We start from the raw sequence: 16952 nt of genomic DNA, 5'->3' as shown, positions 1-16952 counted from the left end.
AAGATGTCCTGATCCTCCAGTGTGTCGTGTCACATCGTGGGGCGAACGAGAGCCCCCGCCGAACCGCCGTCCACGTGCGCCGGCCGGACGTGGTCGGATGGGAGCGGGCAATCGGCCGTTTCCCGGGAGGAAGAAGACGTGAGCACAAACTCTGCAGGTCGCTGGGCCGTGGTCACCGGGGCGAGCTCCGGCATCGGCGCGGCTACCGCGCGCCAACTCGCCGCCGCCGGTTTCCGCGTGGTGCTGGGCGCCCGGCGGCTCGACCGGCTGACCGAGCTGGCCGAGGAGATCGGCGGCACCGCGCTGCCACTGGACATCACCGACCCGGACTCGGTGGCGGCGTTCGTCGCGCAGGTTCCGGAATGCCACGTACTGATCAACAACGCCGGCGGCGCGAAGGGCCTGGCCAAGATCGCCGCCGCCGACGAGGACGACTGGCGCTGGATGTGGGAGACCAACGTGCTCGGCACGCTGCGGGTCACCAAGGCGCTGCTGCCCAAGCTGATCGCCTCCGGCGACGGGCACGTGGTGACGGTGACCTCGGTGGCCGCCTCGCAGGTCTACGACAACGGCGCGGGCTACACCTCGGCCAAGCACGCTCAGGGTGCGCTGCACCGCACGCTCCGCGGCGAGCACCTGGGCGAGCCGGTGCGGTTCACCGAGGTCGCGCCGGGTGCGGTGGAGACGGAGTTCTCCGAGGTGCGCTTCGGCGGCGACAAGGAGCGCGCGGCGGCGGTCTACCAGGGCATCACGCCCCTGACCAGCGGCGACATCGCGGACATCATCACCTTCGTGGTGACCCGCCCATCGCACGTCAACCTGGACTACATCGAGGTCAAGCCCCGCGACCAGCACTCGGCGACCCGAATGCACCGCCACGAGTGACCCACCAGACCGTCCGCAATTTCAATGGAAATCGAAGGTCCGATTTCCATTGAAATTGCGGACCCGATCGGCCGGGGGACGGTCTGATTACGGCTGAAGGGCACCTTCATGGATGACCGGCCTTCGGTTCTAGGGGTTGTCGCAACACCCGGACTTCGGGGATGTGATGGGTTTCGAGATCCGTCGAATCCGCCCGACTTGGCCGGTCGAAGGTGCCCTACACCCGTTCGGTCTCAGACGCGGATGCGTTGGTATTCGGTGCAGAGTTCCACGTCGAGCTCCGCCAGCACGTCGGCGATCGGGCTGGCGAAACCGAACGCGCCGCCCCGGCTGCCCGCCACGTGCAGGCCGATGATCCGCCCGCCCGGATCGATCACCGCTGCCCCGGCGTCCCCCGGACCGCAGAACCGCAGGTCCGCGGCGGTGATGCGGATCTGCTCCCGCAGCACCCGGACGCCCAGGGCTTCGCCGTGGTCAAGTCGCACGGTCGCATCGACCGAGGTGATGATGCCGACCGTCACGCCGGTGCCGAAGCCGTTCTTGCGGACCCGCTCGCCCGGGTAGGCCGTGGCGTGCCCGGTGACCGGCCCAATGCCGTCGACCACGCACGACGTCTCCGAACCGGGCGCGATGGCGACCGCGGCCGCGTCGACCCGGCCGGACAGCGCCGCCCGCGCCAGCTCGGTGTGCATCCGGCCGCCCTCCGGGTCGACCATCCGGTCGCCCACCGCCCAGGCGTCGTCCAGACAACCCACGTCGAAGGTGGTCAGCCCCATCGGCACCACCGTCGGCGAGGTGCCGGTGACGATCGCCCCGAGCGTGCCGATCCGGCGGTACTCGCCGGCGTTCGGCACCGCGGGCGGCGACAGGTGGACGGCGCGGCACGGCACGATCCCGCTGCCGCCACGCACCACCCCGGCGCGCTCGCTGCGCGGCTGGCACGACGCCAGCGGCTTGTCACGGGCGCAGTGGATGTGCTGCAGGACCGGCTGCTCCTCGATGACGTCCGTCGGGATGCCGAAGATGTCACTCGGGACGCAGGTGCCCGCGCCCAGCTGCTCGCGCGGAATCTTGCGGATCACCGACACCACGATGACCTGCTGACCGGTGGGCTCTCCCGCGCGGTGCTGCACACCGATGTCCACGGCAGTCACCCCGGGCAGGTCCAGGAGCTGGTCCTCGACCGCCCGCTTGATCGGGCGTATGACCGCCCGGTCTCTAAGCTCCCTGATGCTCAGCATGGTGGCCCCCTCCACCTACACCATTTAACACTCAGGGTTACGCATCAGTCACGAAGAGTCACTCTTACGGCCTTTCGGCTCTTCGGCTGCTACAGCGAACAGTCCACCAACACAGGCTCGGGTGCCAGCGAAACGCCGAAGGCCACGCGTACTCCGTCCCGAACTTCACGCGCAAGAAGTAGCAGGTCGCGGGTCGTCGCGGCGCCGCGGTTGGTCAGTGCGAGGGTGTGCTTGGTGGACAACCTCACCCGACCGACGGGGCCCGGATGCCCCTTGGCGAACCCAGCCCGCTCGATCAACCACGCCGCGGACAGCTTGGTCCGGCCGTCGTCCCCCGGGTACTGCGGGATCCGCTGGCCGGGACCGACCTTGGCGACGATGCGGGCTAGCACCTCGGGCAGCTCGTCGGCGCCGACGATCGGGTTCGTGAAGAACGAGCCGGCGCTCCAGGTGTCGTGGTCGGCCGGGTCGAGCACCATGCCCTTGCCGCGCCGCAGCGCCAGGACCGCTTCGCGGGCGCTGGCCACGTCGACCTGCCAGCCGGGTTCAGCGTCGAGCGCACGTGCGAGCTCGGCGTAGCGGATCGGGGCCGACCGGCCGCCGTCGCGCAGCAGGAACCGCGCGCGCAGCACGACCGCGGCGTCGCTGTGCTTGAGCACGCTGTTCCGGTAGGTCAGCCCGAGCTCGCTGGCCGGGACCGTGCGCACGCGTCCAGTGCTGCGGTCCAGCAGGTCGGCCGAGACCAGCAGCTCGGAGACCTCGACGCCGTAGGCGCCGACGTTCTGCACCGGCGTCGCCCCGGTCAGGCCGGGGATGCCGGACAGGCATTCGAGCCCGGCCAGTCCCTGGCGGACCGTGTCAGCCACGACCTCGTCCCAGTCCTCGCCGGCCTCCGCGGTGAGCTGCACCAGCCCGTCGCCGACGCTGTCGTACTGGCGTCCCTTGGTCGCGATCCGCACCGCGTGCCCGGCGAAACCCTCGTCCGCCACCACGACGTTCGAACCTCCACCGAGCACCAGCAGCCGCTGCCCGGCCGAATCGGCGGCCCGCACCGCGGCGGTCAGCTCTTCGGGGCGGCGGGCGATCACCAGTTCCCTCGCCGGGCCGCCCAGCCGCAGCGTGGTGTAGTCGGCCAGCGGCAGGTCACCACCGCGTTCACCGGCGTGCGCGCCCGACAACAGAGTGTCGTCACGCACTTCTTCGGCACCGGACGTGGAGGGGTTCACGGTTGCCAACGGTAACCTCCGCTGCATGGCACGCCGCATCGAGCACCGGAGCACCTCCGAGTGGCCCGCCGCCCGGGTGTACGAGGCGCTGATCGACATCGATTACCTTACCGACCGGCTGGCGGAGATCGGCGGCTCGAACGCGGCGCTGCTCCAGCACGTCACCACCGAGGACGGCGCCCGGTTCCAGGTGCGCCAGGGGGTGCACGCCGACGCGTTGCCGTCGGTGGCCCGCACCGTCGTCGGCGACGATCTGAAGATCGACCGCAGCGAGTCGTGGCGGCGGGAGGAAGAAGGGCACTACACCGGCGAGATCGCCGCCGAGATCGCCGGGGCGCCCTGCTCGATCACCGGCTCGATGTGGCTGCGCGACCTGGCCGAACCGGCCGGGTCTGCGGTCAGCGAGTTCGTTGTGTCCGGCAGCGTCCGGGTCAACGTGCCGTTCCTGGGCGGCAAGCTGGAGGACCTGATCGTCGACCAGGTGCAGAAGTTGCTGTCCGACGAGGAGAACTTCACCACGGATTGGCTGGCCCGCCGGGGATGAATTCGGCCCCGAAGAAGCGGGCGCCCCGGCTCGCGGCCGGTCGGGCCCGGGCCTTGGGCATGCCCACCCGGGGCACCACCAACCCGAACCGGCTGCGGCGCATCGACCGGTGGATCGCCGGCACCCCATGGGTCGCTCGCGCGCTGCGCGACGCCGCCGAGCCGGTCGTCATCGACCTCGGCTACGGCGCCACCCCGGTGACCACCGTGGAGCTGGCGGCCCGGCTCAGGCCGCTGCGCCCGGACGTGCGGGTGGTGGGGCTGGAGATCGACCCGGACCGGGTCGCGGCCGGCAAGCTCGTCGTTGATCCGCCCGCGCTGGAGTTCCGCCGCGGCGGGTTCGAGCTGGCCGGGCTGGCCGCCGGGGTGCGCGACTTCCCCGGACCCGCGCTGGTGCGGGCGCTGAACGTGCTGCGCCAGTACACCGAGCCCGAGGCGTGGAAGGCGTGGGACGAGCTGTGCTCCCGGCTCGCGCCGGACGGGTTTCTGGTGGAGGGCACCTGCGACGAGATCGGGCGGCGCTGCTGCTGGGTGACGTTGGACCGGGGCGGGCCGCGGACCCTGACGCTCGCCTGCCGGCCAGCCGACATCGAACGGCCTTCGGACCTCGCCGAGCGGCTGCCCAAGACCTTGATCCACCGCAACGTGCCGGGCGAGAAGGTGCACGCGATGCTGGGCGAGCTCGACGTGTGCTGGGCGAAGGCGGCCCCGATGGCCCCGTTCGGGCCGCGCGCCCGGTGGGCGCACGCCGCGCAGTTGTTCGCGGAGCTGGGCTGGCCGGTGCTGGACCGGCGGCGGCGGTGGCGGTTGGGGGAGCTCACCGTCAACTGGGCCGCGATCGCGCCCTGAAAATTCTCGTCCGATCACGCTCGGAGCTCTTACGGTTGGGACATGGATAGCGACTTCCACCTCCGCGCGTTCCAGGACCAGGCGGCCGCGTTCCGCAGCGCCGTAATGCAGGCCGGTCCCGACGTCGAGGTGTCGACTTGCCCGGGTTGGGACGTCCGGAAGCTCGTGCGGCACCTCGCCCGGGTGTATGCGATGGCGCGCCTCTCGCTGGCTCTGGGACCGGACAGCGACCGGCCGCAACCCCCACGTCCGCCCGCGGAGTTCGACGACGCGCTGGCCTGGTGGGAAGACCAGCTGGCGGCCCTGCGCCACGAACTGTCCACTTCGGACCCCGATCGCCCGGTGCGGGCGTTCTTCCCCGGCGGCACGGCGCGTGCCTGGGCCCGGCGGATGGCCCACGAGACGGCGATCCACCGGCTCGACGCGGAGCACGCGCTCGCCGGGCTCGGCCCGGACCACGTGCACGAGCTGATCTTCGATCCGGAGCTGGCCGCCGACGGCATCGATGAGCTGCTGACCGTGTTGCTGCAGGTGCCCAGCTGGGCGGAGCGGGAGAGCAAGGGGAGGGTGCTCTACCACGCTCCCGACGCGGGCCGCGCGTGGTTGGTCGAGTACCGGCCGGGCCTGCCGCCGCAAGCCGGGGCGCCGACGGACGCCGCACTGGAGGTCGACGCGACCGTGGCGGGCACCGCAGACGCGGTGTACCGGCGGGCCTGGGGCCGCCCAAGCACGGCCCTGGTCACCGGTGACGCCGCCCTCGCAGCCCTCACCTCCGGTCTCTGACATCGCACTCTGGAGCACCGTTTCCGCTGCTGGAGTACGTGAATGCTTGGCTGCTATAGAGCGTGTTTGAGAACTCGTTGTGCATGTACCTGGCTTCGCTGGTGAAGCGAACGGACTGTTCACTTCGTTAGGAGCCTGTTGCAAAATTACGCCCACCACGCCCCACCACGGACCGTGATCGATCGATCACGGCTGAGATGGCCACTGGCGGACAAACGGCGGCGATCGAGACTGATTTGGTACTTCGGTTCAGCCGTTTTCGCCGAAAACGCAACAGGCTCATAGCTTGGGTTTTAACCTTTGGGTGTTGTTGTGGCCCCGGTTGATCATGGGAACAGCCCTTGGGTGATCATGCTTCTGACGAAAGAAGAAGATCAACCAAGGGCTGTCGTGATCAGTGTGCAGGATGACCGCCAGGCGGTCGAGTTCGGGGCTGTGACCGGGTTCCGGGATGGGTTTTACCGGTGTCTGTCGGCTCGGGCGGATGCGTTGTTCGTGCTCTGCGATGCGGTGTCCTGCGGTGAGCGGCCGGTGACCTCGTTGGTGGAGTTGTCGCTGTCGCCGGTGTTCCGGCGGGGGCATGGCGCGTTGTACGACGCGTTGGCGGCCGGGGAGATCGACGCCGCCGGGGTAGGGGATGTGCTGGTGGATGGGTTGCCTGCCGCGGCGGACGAGGGACCGCTTCTGTTCACCGCTGATGTGACCGTGTGCCCGCGACCGGATGCGGAGTGCTCGGCGGATCGCGGTCACTGTCATACGTCGTGTCGCTGTGACGGTGACCGTAAGACGATCCCTGGCTGGAACTATGCGTGGCTTGCGGGCATCCAGTGGGGTCGTTCGTCGTGGGTGTCGCCGGTGGATGCGGTCCGGATGGATCCCGACGATGATCTCGTGGCGGTGACCGCCGCCCAGATCCGGGAGTTGGCTACTCGTCTGCGCGCCGCCGGGCGCACGGGTGGAGCGGGCCGCCTTCCACCGATGGTGGTGATGGACTCTGGTTATCCGGCTACCGCGATGACCGACGCGGTGTCTGATGTGGACGTGCAACTGCTGATCCGTCTCGACCGTGACGATCGGGTGTTTCACCGCCCACCGCCGCCGCGGGTGCCTGGCAGGACCGGGCGGCCACCGAAATACGGCGCCCGCTTCGAGTGCGCCAGCCCCACCAGTTGGCACACCCCGGACGCCACGCTGACCGTGGACACCGACCGCTACGGACGGGTTGAGGTGCATGCCTGGTCCGGGCTGTCGCCGAAGATCCAAGCCCGCGGCTGGTTCGCCGACCGTAGCGAACTACCCGTGGTCACCGGCACGGTCGTGCACGTCCGCGTGGAACACCTGCCCGACGGACGCGCCCCGCACAAGGACCTGTGGCTGTGGTGGGCCGCCCCCGAGGGCGTCCCACTGGATCTGGACATGCTGTGGCGGGTCTACCTACGGCGGTTCGACATCGAGCATTTCTTCCGTTTTGCCAAGTCGACCTTGGGCTGGACCGCGGCGAAAACCCGCACACCCGCCCAGCAGGACCGGTGGACCTGGCTGACGATCGCCGCCTACACCCAACTCAGACTCGCCCGCAACCTCACCACGGACCTGCGGCGTCCCTGGGAACGACGCCCCGAGCCAGACCGGCCGTTAAGCCCGCACCGGGTACGCCGCGGGTTTCGCCACATCCATGATCGTCTCGGGACCCCCGCGCGTGTGCCGAAACCCACCCGGCCCGGCCCAGGGCGGCCCCCAGGCTCCCGCTCCGGTCCTGCTCAACGCCATCCCGTCCGCAAAAAAACCGAAAAAACGGACACCCGGCAACCCGCCGGAAAGAAGCAAGCAGGTTAAAACCCAAGCTTAGGCGGGACAAACGGTCCGTTCGCCTCATCCACCCAACCCCGGACACCGGGTCGCTGGTGTGAAGCGAACGGACCGTTCGCGTCAATAGGCGGGACGAACGGTCCGTCCACTCACACCGGCTATGCCCTGGATAGTTCGGGGGCTCCCCGGCCGATGAGGGCACCCGAAGAGCCTGGGCGCTTCACAGACACGAGCGGCCCCACAACGACGCCGCGCCACATCCAAACCAGCCACTCCTGCGCCCGAAAGCACTCATAGCCCCTGACCAGGTGAAACAGTGCATCCCAGTGGGTGTGCCACGGTTCGGCCGGTTGCCGGTACGGCCTTTGCTACCTGCGATAATGACCGACCGTGAGCCCTTCCGAACGTCGTTTCGTCATCAGCCTGGGATGCCCGGACCGCACCGGGATCGTCGCCCGCATCGCGACCTTCATCGCCGAGCACGGCGGTTGGATCGTCGAGGCCGGCTACCACACCGATATCAACACTGGCTGGTTCTTCACGAGGCAGGAAGTCCTGGCGGACTCGCTGCCGTTCGGCATCGACGAGCTGCGGCGCCGCTTCACCACCGTCGCCGAGGAACTCGGCAGCCGCACCGACTGGCGGGTCACCGACACCGGCGAGCGGCGGCGCGTGGTGATCCTGGTGTCGAAGGAAGGTCACTGCCTGCACGACCTGCTCGGCCGCATCGGCTCCGGCGAGCTCGACGTCGATCTGCGCGCGGTGATCGGCAACCACCCAGATCTCGGCCCGATCACCGAGGCACACGGCATCCCGTTCCACCACGTGCCGTTCCCCAAGGCCCCCGAGGCGAAGGCCGCGGCGTTCCAGGAGGTCCGGAAGCTGGTGGACGACCACGACCCGAACGCGATCGTGCTCGCCCGTTTCATGCAGGTGCTGCCGCCCGAGCTGTGCGAGGTGTGGGCCGGTCGGGCGCTGAACATCCACCACAGCTTCCTGCCGTCGTTCGCCGGAGCCCGCCCGTACCACCAGGCCTACGAGCGCGGCGTGAAGCTCATCGGCGCGACCTGCCACTACGTGACCGCGGAGCTCGACGCCGGGCCGATCGTCGAGCAGGACGTGATCCGCGTCGACCACACCGACGACGTGTCCGACATGGTCCGCAAGGGTCGCGACGCCGAGAAGCTCGTGCTGGCCAGGGGTTTGCGCGCACACCTCGAAGACCGGGTCCTGGTCCACGGCCGCCGCACCGTCGTCTTCTGATCCGGTGGCCAGGCGCCTTGGGAAGGGGGAGGGGCTGACAGCACGACGTCAGTTGGGCGCGTCGACCAGCATTGTCGGGGTGTGGGAGCGGTCACCGAGCCACTTCCCTACCGGCTCGGAGACCCACCGCACCAGCGTCACGATGTCGGCATGGATCTCTGACGGGCTGCGCCGGATCGTCGTGCCGGGGATGCGCACCCCAGCGACGACCGGTTCGCAATGCGCGATCCGGTTACGCAGGGCGTAAACCCGGTGGGCAACCGCGTGCACGTCGCCGCGGATCCCCGTCGAGTTCGGGAACGCGTGGCGCAGGGCGGGCCGCCACAGGGTCGCGTCGTAGTAGCGACGCTTGCGCAACGGCTTCTTGCCAACAAAACCGCCAGCTTCCAGCAAGTGCACCCAGAACCCCATCGCCAGCTGCGCGACCAGGTGACCGGGTGGGCTGTCCGCGCCGCATCGCCCGTCGGCCCACGCTTTGCGACCGCGGCCTGTCCGCGTTCGTCGAGCAGCTGCTCGTCGGCCCACCACCGCTCCCCGTATCTCTCGGCGAGCCGGTCGTTCATGGCGTTGCGCAGCACCACCTCGGCCACACCGAGATCGCGATGAAAGCTCGCCGCGAGGTCACCACCGAGTAGGTACAGATCAATGGGCGAGCGGCCCCAGAGCGGTGCATGCCGGTGGTAGGTGCCCAGCCGTTCAGCGGACAGCAGCTTCCTCAGCTCATCCTGCACGGCAGTGTCCTAGCCCACTGCGGTGTTCTACCACCACGATCACCAACGGCCGGTTGGAGGGACAGCCGATCCTGGCGCTGGCGTATCGCCGCGCGATACTGATCTGTCCGATTCTCGTATCGATTCGCGATACGGTTTGCTCGTGATTCGATCTGAATCGAAGTCCCCCGGTTAGCCAGTACCTCAGATACGCGCCGGGGGTTTTTATTTGCCCAGGCACAGAAGCGGCCGTGGTAGCTGGACGGCGAGCCGGGACTGCAATGGCCACTGCGCCATCAGGATGGCATCGCGACATACCAACCCGCCTCTTACCTGGTCAGCGGGCGAATTCCGCACCCGTTTCTGCGCGCGCACCTCGAAGACCGGGTCTTGGTCCACGGCCGCCGCACCGTCGTCTTCTGATCCGGTGGCCGGGCGCTCTGGGAGGGGAGGCCAGCGCCCGGCCACCGGGGTTGGGCCGCTGCGGCGGGGTCGGGGGATGGGGCACCGCAGCGGCCCGTTCTTGGGGGGTGTTGATCAGATGCGCAGGTGATGTCGCCCGGTGGGCTAATCGGGGTCGCGCGTCGGGAAAGCCGGTATGGGCGGAGGCTCCCGCTCGGCGCGGCGTTCGGCTTCGACGTCTGCGATCAGGTGCCAGACGGTGTACCCGCCTTCGGCGCCTCCGGCGTGTTGGGCTGTGGAAAGCGAGAACCCGGGCACCGGAACGCGACTGACCAGCATGGCCAGGATCAACACGTTGAAGAGGACGAAAGTGGCCAACTGAAGCCAGAACATGGATTTTCCTTCCGAAATCGTTTGCAAATTCAGGAAAATCAGGCGTTGTCGCGGTCGGCGAGGATGCGCCAGCAACGCATGCACGACTCCCCGCGTATCCAGTCCACTTCGGACCGATCGTGCAACTCCGCCGCGTTGGGACTCACCGAACAAGCAGGGAAGATCGTCCTGAGTTGAAGGAGGACCGTTCGCATGGCCATGAGCCCGACAGTACGGAGCCGTCGTTTGGGATCGCAGCTTCGCGATTTACGCAGCAACGCCAACATCCGGGGCGTTGAACTTGCCAAGGCTGTGGGCGTCTCCCAGTCACACCTGTCGCAGTGTGAGAACGGACGTGCCGTCCTCACATCGAAGCAGCTTGAAGCGGCGATCGACTATCTCGAACCCAAGGAACATCAAACCGAGTTGCTTCGCGAACTTCGCAAGGATGCCGCGAAGAAGGGCTGGCGCGACTTCAGCGATGTCTTGCCGGAGCAGGTCGAAGTGTTGATCGGGCTTGAGACCGAAGCGACATGGCTCAAGACGTTCGAGGGTGGCGTAATCCCAGGATTGCTACAAACGAACGCCTACGCCGATGCAGTGATCAGTGCTGCGACGCCGTACGTCCGCCCGCAGGACATCGAACGCCGAGTTGATCTACGGATGCGGCGGCAGCGACGCCTCAAGGATCCGGATTGCAAACTGACCGCCGTGATCGGCGAGGAAGCGATTCGCTACCAGGTCGGTGGTCGTCAGGTCTTGCGTGACCAGTTGCTGCACATCGTCAAGGTCGTCGAGAAGCACGACGTGACCGTCCAGGTGGTGCCTTTTACCACGGGCGCTCACCCGAGGCGTGGGGAGAACTACATGATCTTGTCATTCCCCGAGCAGACAGATCCCGAGGCTGTGTACCTCGAAACATTGACTTCGTGGGCGTTTCGGGAGAAACCTCATGAAGTACGCGCCTACAACCACACGTTCAACGCGGTGACGGCCCTAGCTCTCTCGCCCCGGGAGAGCACGGAACTGATCGCACGCACTGCCGAGGAACTCAGGTGATGACTCACAAGCCGTTAGCCGTCGATCTTGCATCCATGAGCTGGCGCAAGTCCAGCCGCAGTAATGGGACTGGTAACTGCGTCGAAGTGGGCTGGCGAAAGTCAAGCTACAGCGGGCAGTCCGGGAGCTGCGTCGAGGTCGGGCAGGTTGTTGACCTCGTCGGGATGCGGGATTCGAAGCTTGGGGACGCCAGTCCCGTGCTGACCGTTTCCCGGGCTCGGTGGGCCGACTTCGTCGCCGCCGTCAAGGTGCGGGGCTTCCAGTGGTCGTGAGTGCGAAAACCGGCAAGAACCCGAATTACCACTCACGAGCGTCACCGGCCTAGGCCCTCCAGGAGTTCCGCTCCCGGGAGCTGGGCCAGGATCTCGCCCGGCATGATGATCTTGCTGCGGCGCAGCCCGCTGCCGACGACCACCGCCGGGGCCTTGGCCACCTCGGGATCCACCAGGATCGGCCAGTCGGCGGGCAGCCCGAACGGCGTGATCCCGCCGTACTCCATGCCGCTGAGACGAACCGCGTCGTCCATCGGCGCGAACGACGCCTTACGCACGTCGAGCCGCCGCTTGACCACGCCGTTGACGTCGGCGCGGGTGGTGGCCAGCACGACGCACCCGGCGTAGCGCACCTCGCCTGCCCGCTTGCCCGCGACGACCACGCAGTTCGCCGACAGATCCAGGGGCGAGCCGTACTGCTCGCAGAACGCGGCGGTGTCCGCCAGCTCCGGGTCGATCTCGGTGACCCCGACCCGCTCGTCGTCTAGCTCGCGCACCGCCGCCGCAACCGGCTCGGCGAGCAGATCGAGGTGCTCCAGCGCCGAGCTCACGTCCAGCGTTCCGGCTGCCACAGACCAATCAACACCCATGCCCCCGACAATACGAACCCGCCCGAACTCGCCGGACGCGGGTTCAGCGCAGGAAGTCCGCCAGCAGGCGGCGCAGCTCCCGGCGATGCGTGACCATCGGCGCGGTTGAGGACAGGATCTCCAGCCGGGCACGGACGAAGGCGGCAGCCACCGCCTTGGCGACCTCGGCCGGGTGCAGCGGATCGTCGGTGGCGCCGATAACCAGCACCTCCGACCGGACGGCGGCCAGCGCGGCGGGGTCCGGGACCGGGACCTGCTCCGGCAGTTCGCGGAGCGCGTCTTCGAGCCGCAGCAAGGCCTCAGCCCGGCGGTCGACGTAGTCGCCGACCTCGATGCCTGCGGGGATGTCCGCGGCGACGATCTCGCGCAGCGCCTCGGGTCCATCGGCAACCGCGGCCGCGAGTCGCTCGAACGCCCAGGTCGCGGCCACCTCGCGAGGCCGGTCCAACGCGGCGGGCAGCAGCAGCGCCAACCGCTCGAACCGGCCCGGATGATCTGCGGCGATGCGGGTCAACGCGCCCGCGCCGAGCGAGACACCGACGGCACGGGTCGCCTCGACCTCATCAGCCACGGCGAGGACGTCTGCCGCGACCGAGGCGTAGTTCCAGTAGCTCGGGGGCGCATCGGGGGCGCTGCCGTGGCCCGGCAGCGTGATCACGACGCGCGTTCCCGGAAGGCCGGAGGCCGGAATGCGCGCTTCGCCTTCGGTCGCGCCCAGCCCGTGCACGACGAGGGTCACCGGGGACCCGCGGCCGTGCGCCGCCCAGCGAGCCCCCACTACCAGGACCGTCCCTGGATTTCCTTCACCTTCGGCCGGACGTCGACGATGTAGACCAGCGAAGCGACCAGCCCAGCGATCCAGATGATCGTGTACGGGCCCTGCATGCTGAAGATCAGCACCAGCGCGGCGGCACCCGTGATGCCCATCCAGGCCAGCTTGTTCAGCTTGTCGACGGCGGTGAAAGCGTCCGCGCGCTGCAGCGCCGCGTGCGCGAAAGCGAATACCCCGACCGGGATGCCCGCAATCCAGATGATCGTCAGGATCCAAAGCGCCAGCTCCACGTCGTCTACCCTACGTGGTCGCCGGGACCGCGGGCATCCGGTCGGACGGTCAGCTTTCGGTGGACTTGGTGGTTGAGGACTTCTTCGCGGCGGCCGACTTGGTCGTGGTCTTGCGCGCAGTGGTCTCCGTGGCCGTGGTGCTCTTCGCCGCAGGCTTGGCGGCAGGGTCGTCCGCGGCCTTGGGGGCGGTCTTGGGCTCCTCGGCGGGCTCTTCCTCGGTCTTGCCGAACGGGCGACTGACCTTGCCGAGCACGTCGTCGGCCAGGTCGCGGACCTCGTCGACGGTCTCCTCGACCTTGCCCTGCGCGGTCCCGACCTGGTCCCAGACCTTCTTGACCTGCGGCTGGTCCTGCAGCCGGTGCAGCGTCTCCTCGCCGCGCTCGGCCAGGTAGTCGTAGAGCTGCTTCGCGGTCTGGCTGTAGGCGTCGACGCGCTTGCGCAGCTCGGCCGGGTCGAACTTGTCGCGCAGTTCGCCGAGGTCGCCCGGCAGTTCCTGGCGCGCGGCCTCGGCGCGCTCGTTGAGCTGGCTGCGGACCTTGTTGACCGCCTCCAGCAGGGCGTGGGCGGCGAGGTCGCCGGCGCCGAGCGCGGCGAGCAGCGGGGTGCGGGCCTGCTCGACGGCTTCGCCGAGGGCCTGCGCGGCCTGCTCGCGCACCTTGGTCACGTCTTCGGTCTTCGGGAATGCCGGCATGGCGGTTACTCCTCGGGTTGCTCGGTGTCCCCGTCCGCCGCGGTTTCGCGTTCCCGCCGGAACGAGGCGTAGATGTCCAGAAGCACTTGTTTCTGCCGCTCGCTGAGCTCTTGGTCGGCGAGGATCGCGTCCACCACCGGCCCGCTCTCGCGGCGCTCCAAGATCCCGGCCTGCACGTAGAGCGCTTCGGCGGAGATCCGCAGCCCTTTGGCGATCTGCTGCAAGATCTCCGCGCTCGGCTTGCGCAGCCCGCGTTCCACCTGACTCAGGTACGGGTTCGACACGCCGGCGAGCTTCGCCAGCTGCCGCAACGAGATCTGGGCGTTGTTGCGTTGCGCCCGGATGTAGCTGCCGAGGTCGCTGACCGCTTGGTTCACGGCCTTGTTGACGGCTTTGTCCACGCGATCCATCGGCTAGCACCTCTCCGGTCACCAACCACGATAACCACGAGTGCTAACTCTTGCAAGCAGACTGCTTGCACCCTGACCGGAGAGTCCGATCACTCCTTGCAGGCGCACATGCAGAACGGGTGACCATCCGGGTCGGCGTAGACGCGGAAGCTCGCGCCCTGCTGGTCGGGCGGCTGCGGCAGCGGCGTCGCACCCGCCGCGATCGCCCGCTCGTGCCCCTCCGCGAGCGTCTGCACCCTGATGTCCAGGTGCATCATCTGCGGCACATCCCGACTCGGCCAGGTCGGCGGGCGGTAGCCCGGGTCGCGCTGGAAGGCCAGTGGCGCGCCGCCGGCCGGGTCCACGAGCTCGACCCAGTCGTCATCGGACTCGGGGTCGAGCTCCCAGCCCAGCAACCGCCCGTAGAAGCCGGCCAGCGCCCGCGGGTCCGGGCAGTCGATCGCGAAGGCGGCCAATCGCAAGGTCGTCGTCATCGTCATCCCTCTCGTGATCAGTTGAAGCAACCGCGCGGAGCCGGACCGGGGTCCACCGCAGCGCCGGGCCGCACCGCCTCCGTCGCCGAGGCCCACCAGTTGGCGAACCGGTCGAGCCACTCCGGGCGGAGCCTGCCCCCTCGCGCAGCGCCCGGTCGATCTCGCCACCCCGAAGCACCCTCACGGTCAGCTCGCGGCTGCTCGCGGAGTACCCGAACGGATCGATCCGGATCGGATTCATCACCAAATCCCTAACCTGTCAAACATTGTTTGCGGGTTACTAACCGATGTTGCGATTATGTTGGTTACATCAACCCGGCACAACCCCCTATTGGCTTACGATGGTGTTCGTGAACAGCAGAGCTGTCGCTCCGGAGGTGGATCGCCCGTCGTCCCCGGACGGCGTCGAACTCGACTTCGACCACGACATCGCGCTGGTCTTGGCCTTCCTGAACACCTGCGACGCCGAGAAGGGCACCGAGATCCTCGACGATCCCGGGCAGTGGCAGCAGTGGTGCATCGACCAGGACCTCGGCAAAGCCCCCGGCGTAGATGCGGCGCGCGAGATCCGCGACGCCATGCGCACGACGGTGTCCTGCGACGTCCGACCGCATGCGGTGTTCGAAACGGCCTGGCCCGTGCAGGTCCGGTTGCACAACGGCATTCCGACGTTGACCGGCGGCGATGCGATCGGCAGCGTGCTCGTCGCGGCGGCCCGCCTGGTGCACACCGGGCGGTGGGGTCGGATCAAGATCTGCCCGGCCGACGACTGCCTCTGGGCGTTCTACGACCGCTCCCGCAACCGCTCCCGGACCTGGTGCTCTATGCGCGTGTGCGGCAACCGCGAGAAGGCCCGCTCCTGGCGGGAACGCCACACCACCGCCTGAACAGCGGAAACGGCCCGCTCGCCGCGGGGCGGACGGGCCGTTTTCCTCGGGTGAGGCCGGTTCTCAGAGCAGCAGCTGGGAGAAGGTGTAGATCAGCAGGCCGGCGAGGGCACCGACGACGGTGCCGTTGATGCGGATGAACTGCAGGTCCCGGCCGACCTGGAGCTCGATCTTGCGGGACGTCTCCTGCGCGTCCCAGCGCTCCACGGTTTCCGTGATCAGCGTGGTCAGCTCGTCGCGGTAGTTGGACACCACGTAGACCAGGGCGCCCTCCAGCCAACCGTCGACCTTGGACTGCAGTTCCGGCTCCTCGACCAACCGGCGGCCGAGCGAGCGCAGTCCTTCGCGCACCCGGACCCGGAGCTCGCTCGACGGGTCCGCCGCGGCGTCCAGCAGCATCTTCTTCGCCGTGCCCCACGCCGAGGAGACGAGGTTTTGCACCTCCGGGTGCTCCAGCACCTGCTGCTGGATCTGCTCGGCCTTGGCCATCGTCTTCGGGTCGTGCTGCAGGTCGGCCGCGAACTCCACCAGGAACCGGTCGACGGCCTTGCGCATCGGGTGCTCCGGATCGGTCTTGACCGCCCATGCGAACGACAGCACCTCGACGTAGATCTTGTCGGCCACGATGGTGTCGAAAAACTTCGGCGACCACGACGGCGCGCGCTGGCTGACCACCCGCAGCACCGTTTCGTGGTTGTCCCGCACCCAGTCGTAGGCCCGGTCGCAGATCAGATCGACGAGCTTGTGGTGCGAGCCGTCGGCGAAGACCTGCGAGAGGATCCGGCCCAGCGGTGGCCCCCAGGGCTGCGAAAGCACCTTGCGCACGACCGCCTGTTCCAGCACGGCCTGCACGTCCTCGTCCCGCAGCACCTGCACGACGCCGCGCACCGCGGTGGCCAGCTCCGAGGTGACCCGCTCCGCGTGGTCGGCGTCGTCGAGCCAGCCGCCGAGCCGGCGGCTGACCTCCGCGCGGCGCAGCTTGTCCCGAACCACCTGCTCGGCCAGGAAGTTCGAGCCGACGAAGTCACCGAGACTGCGGCCGATCACGTCCTTGCGGGTCGGGATGATCGCGGTGTGCGGGATCGGCAGGCCCAGCGGCCGCCGGAACAGCGCGGTGACCGCGAACCAGTCCGCCAGCGCGCCGACCATGCCCGCCTCGGCGGCGGCCCGCACGTACCCCACCCAGGCATCGGCGCCTGCGTTCTCCTGCCAGCGGGCGATCACGTAGATCAGGGTCGCGACCAGCAGGAATCCGCCGGCCACCGCCTTCATCCGCCGCAGACCACGGCGCTTGTCACTGTCGGAAACGGCTGTCGGCTGCACATACCGATTGTGGCAGCGTCCGGAAACCACCGAAGCCGCCCCGAACCGGACATCCCGGAAACCGCCCGCTCCGGCCACCTCGCACCGGCCCACCGGGACGAG

General features: G+C 68.6%; 21 protein-coding genes. 10 read left to right on the top strand and 11 right to left on the bottom strand.

What is annotated here, in order from left to right; all coding sequences use genetic code 11:
• Positions 1 to 138 precede the first annotated feature (138 nt).
• The gene (locus tag DL519_RS32570) at positions 139 to 885 is read left to right on the top strand and encodes an SDR family NAD(P)-dependent oxidoreductase (protein WP_190820508.1); all 747 of its coding nucleotides are present in this window, start codon (positions 139 to 141) and stop codon (positions 883 to 885) included.
• A gap of 233 nt (positions 886 to 1118) precedes the next feature.
• On the opposite strand, the gene DL519_RS32565 is transcribed toward DL519_RS32570, so the two are convergent.
• On the bottom strand, positions 1119 to 2126 hold the full coding sequence (locus DL519_RS32565; protein ID WP_190820507.1) for a chymotrypsin family serine protease: 1008 nt from the start codon (positions 2124 to 2126) through the stop codon (positions 1119 to 1121).
• Positions 2127 to 2215: 89 nt separating this feature from the next.
• Positions 2216 to 3391, bottom strand: a complete 1176-nt coding sequence (locus tag DL519_RS32560; RefSeq protein WP_397544998.1) for a UDP-N-acetylmuramate dehydrogenase — start codon at positions 3389 to 3391, stop codon at positions 2216 to 2218.
• On the opposite strand from DL519_RS32560, the gene DL519_RS32555 reads away from it, so the two are divergent.
• From DL519_RS32555 to purU, 5 genes are all read left to right on the top strand, one after another.
• Positions 3378 to 3896, top strand: a complete 519-nt coding sequence (locus DL519_RS32555) for a DUF2505 domain-containing protein (protein ID WP_190820506.1) — start codon at positions 3378 to 3380, stop codon at positions 3894 to 3896. The genes DL519_RS32560 and DL519_RS32555 overlap by 14 nt on opposite strands.
• Positions 3893 to 4744: a class I SAM-dependent methyltransferase gene (locus DL519_RS32550; RefSeq protein WP_190820504.1), complete on the top strand. Its 852-nt coding sequence runs from the start codon at positions 3893 to 3895 to the stop codon at positions 4742 to 4744. The genes DL519_RS32555 and DL519_RS32550 overlap by 4 nt, the downstream gene beginning before the upstream one ends.
• 42 nt (positions 4745 to 4786) lie before the next feature.
• Positions 4787 to 5527, top strand: coding sequence for a maleylpyruvate isomerase family mycothiol-dependent enzyme (locus tag DL519_RS32545; RefSeq protein ID WP_190820502.1), 741 nt, complete (start codon positions 4787 to 4789; stop codon positions 5525 to 5527).
• A 390-nt stretch (positions 5528 to 5917) separates the two neighbouring features.
• Positions 5918 to 7363, top strand: a complete 1446-nt coding sequence (locus DL519_RS32540; RefSeq protein ID WP_223839114.1) for an NF041680 family putative transposase — start codon at positions 5918 to 5920, stop codon at positions 7361 to 7363.
• A 363-nt stretch (positions 7364 to 7726) separates the two neighbouring features.
• Entirely contained in the window at positions 7727 to 8599 is an 873-nt protein-coding gene (gene purU / locus DL519_RS32535; RefSeq protein ID WP_190820500.1) for a formyltetrahydrofolate deformylase, read from the top strand.
• Positions 8600 to 8647: 48 nt separating this feature from the next.
• Here the strand turns inward: purU and DL519_RS32530 are convergent, their stop codons facing one another.
• A complete protein-coding gene (locus DL519_RS32530; protein ID WP_190820498.1) occupies positions 8648 to 9010 on the bottom strand; it encodes a hypothetical protein in 363 nt (120 codons plus the stop codon).
• Positions 9011 to 9036: 26 nt separating this feature from the next.
• On the opposite strand from DL519_RS32530, the gene DL519_RS32525 reads away from it, so the two are divergent.
• Positions 9037 to 9234, top strand: a complete 198-nt coding sequence (locus DL519_RS32525) for a hypothetical protein (protein WP_190820496.1) — start codon at positions 9037 to 9039, stop codon at positions 9232 to 9234.
• A 642-nt stretch (positions 9235 to 9876) separates the two neighbouring features.
• On the opposite strand, the gene DL519_RS32520 is transcribed toward DL519_RS32525, so the two are convergent.
• The gene (locus tag DL519_RS32520) at positions 9877 to 10188 is read right to left on the bottom strand and encodes a flagellar basal body-associated FliL family protein (RefSeq protein ID WP_223839847.1); all 312 of its coding nucleotides are present in this window, start codon (positions 10186 to 10188) and stop codon (positions 9877 to 9879) included.
• 108 nt (positions 10189 to 10296) lie between these two features.
• Here DL519_RS32520 and DL519_RS32515 point away from each other — a divergent pair, with 108 nt between their 5' ends.
• Positions 10297 to 11142: a helix-turn-helix domain-containing protein gene (locus DL519_RS32515; protein ID WP_190820494.1), complete on the top strand. Its 846-nt coding sequence runs from the start codon at positions 10297 to 10299 to the stop codon at positions 11140 to 11142.
• Positions 11142 to 11414 carry a DUF397 domain-containing protein gene (locus tag DL519_RS32510; protein ID WP_190824356.1) on the top strand — a complete coding sequence of 91 codons (273 nt, stop codon included), beginning with the start codon at positions 11142 to 11144 and terminating at the stop codon, positions 11412 to 11414. Before DL519_RS32515 ends, DL519_RS32510 begins: the two co-directional genes overlap by 1 nt.
• 41 nt (positions 11415 to 11455) lie before the next feature.
• Here the strand turns inward: DL519_RS32510 and DL519_RS32505 are convergent, their stop codons facing one another.
• From DL519_RS32505 to DL519_RS32480, 6 genes are all read right to left on the bottom strand, one after another.
• On the bottom strand, positions 11456 to 12004 hold the full coding sequence (locus tag DL519_RS32505; protein ID WP_190820492.1) for a YbaK/EbsC family protein: 549 nt from the start codon (positions 12002 to 12004) through the stop codon (positions 11456 to 11458).
• 43 nt (positions 12005 to 12047) lie between these two features.
• The gene (locus DL519_RS32500) at positions 12048 to 12782 is read right to left on the bottom strand and encodes an alpha/beta fold hydrolase (RefSeq protein WP_190820490.1); all 735 of its coding nucleotides are present in this window, start codon (positions 12780 to 12782) and stop codon (positions 12048 to 12050) included.
• On the bottom strand, positions 12782 to 13066 hold the full coding sequence (locus DL519_RS32495) for a DUF2516 family protein (protein WP_168585630.1): 285 nt from the start codon (positions 13064 to 13066) through the stop codon (positions 12782 to 12784). Before DL519_RS32495 ends, DL519_RS32500 begins: the two co-directional genes overlap by 1 nt.
• A 49-nt stretch (positions 13067 to 13115) precedes the next feature.
• On the bottom strand, positions 13116 to 13757 hold the full coding sequence (locus DL519_RS32490) for a hypothetical protein (protein ID WP_190820488.1): 642 nt from the start codon (positions 13755 to 13757) through the stop codon (positions 13116 to 13118).
• 5 nt (positions 13758 to 13762) lie between these two features.
• Positions 13763 to 14167 carry a helix-turn-helix domain-containing protein gene (locus tag DL519_RS32485; protein WP_168585632.1) on the bottom strand — a complete coding sequence of 135 codons (405 nt, stop codon included), beginning with the start codon at positions 14165 to 14167 and terminating at the stop codon, positions 13763 to 13765.
• Positions 14168 to 14256: 89 nt separating this feature from the next.
• The gene (locus DL519_RS32480; RefSeq protein WP_397544997.1) at positions 14257 to 14640 is read right to left on the bottom strand and encodes a VOC family protein; all 384 of its coding nucleotides are present in this window, start codon (positions 14638 to 14640) and stop codon (positions 14257 to 14259) included.
• 341 nt (positions 14641 to 14981) lie between these two features.
• On the opposite strand from DL519_RS32480, the gene DL519_RS32475 reads away from it, so the two are divergent.
• Positions 14982 to 15527: a CGNR zinc finger domain-containing protein gene (locus tag DL519_RS32475; protein WP_190820483.1), complete on the top strand. Its 546-nt coding sequence runs from the start codon at positions 14982 to 14984 to the stop codon at positions 15525 to 15527.
• Positions 15528 to 15590: 63 nt separating this feature from the next.
• Here DL519_RS32475 and DL519_RS32470 read toward each other — a convergent pair whose 3' ends face one another.
• Positions 15591 to 16799, bottom strand: a complete 1209-nt coding sequence (locus DL519_RS32470) for a DUF445 domain-containing protein (RefSeq protein ID WP_190824355.1) — start codon at positions 16797 to 16799, stop codon at positions 15591 to 15593.
• Positions 16800 to 16952 lie beyond the last annotated feature (153 nt).

Origin of the sequence: Saccharopolyspora pogona, assembly GCF_014697215.1 — a bacterium.
GTDB classification, from domain to species: domain Bacteria; phylum Actinomycetota; class Actinomycetes; order Mycobacteriales; family Pseudonocardiaceae; genus Saccharopolyspora; species Saccharopolyspora hattusasensis.
Note: the sequence above shows the minus strand (reverse complement) of the source record. Positions and strands in the feature narration are given on the sequence as shown.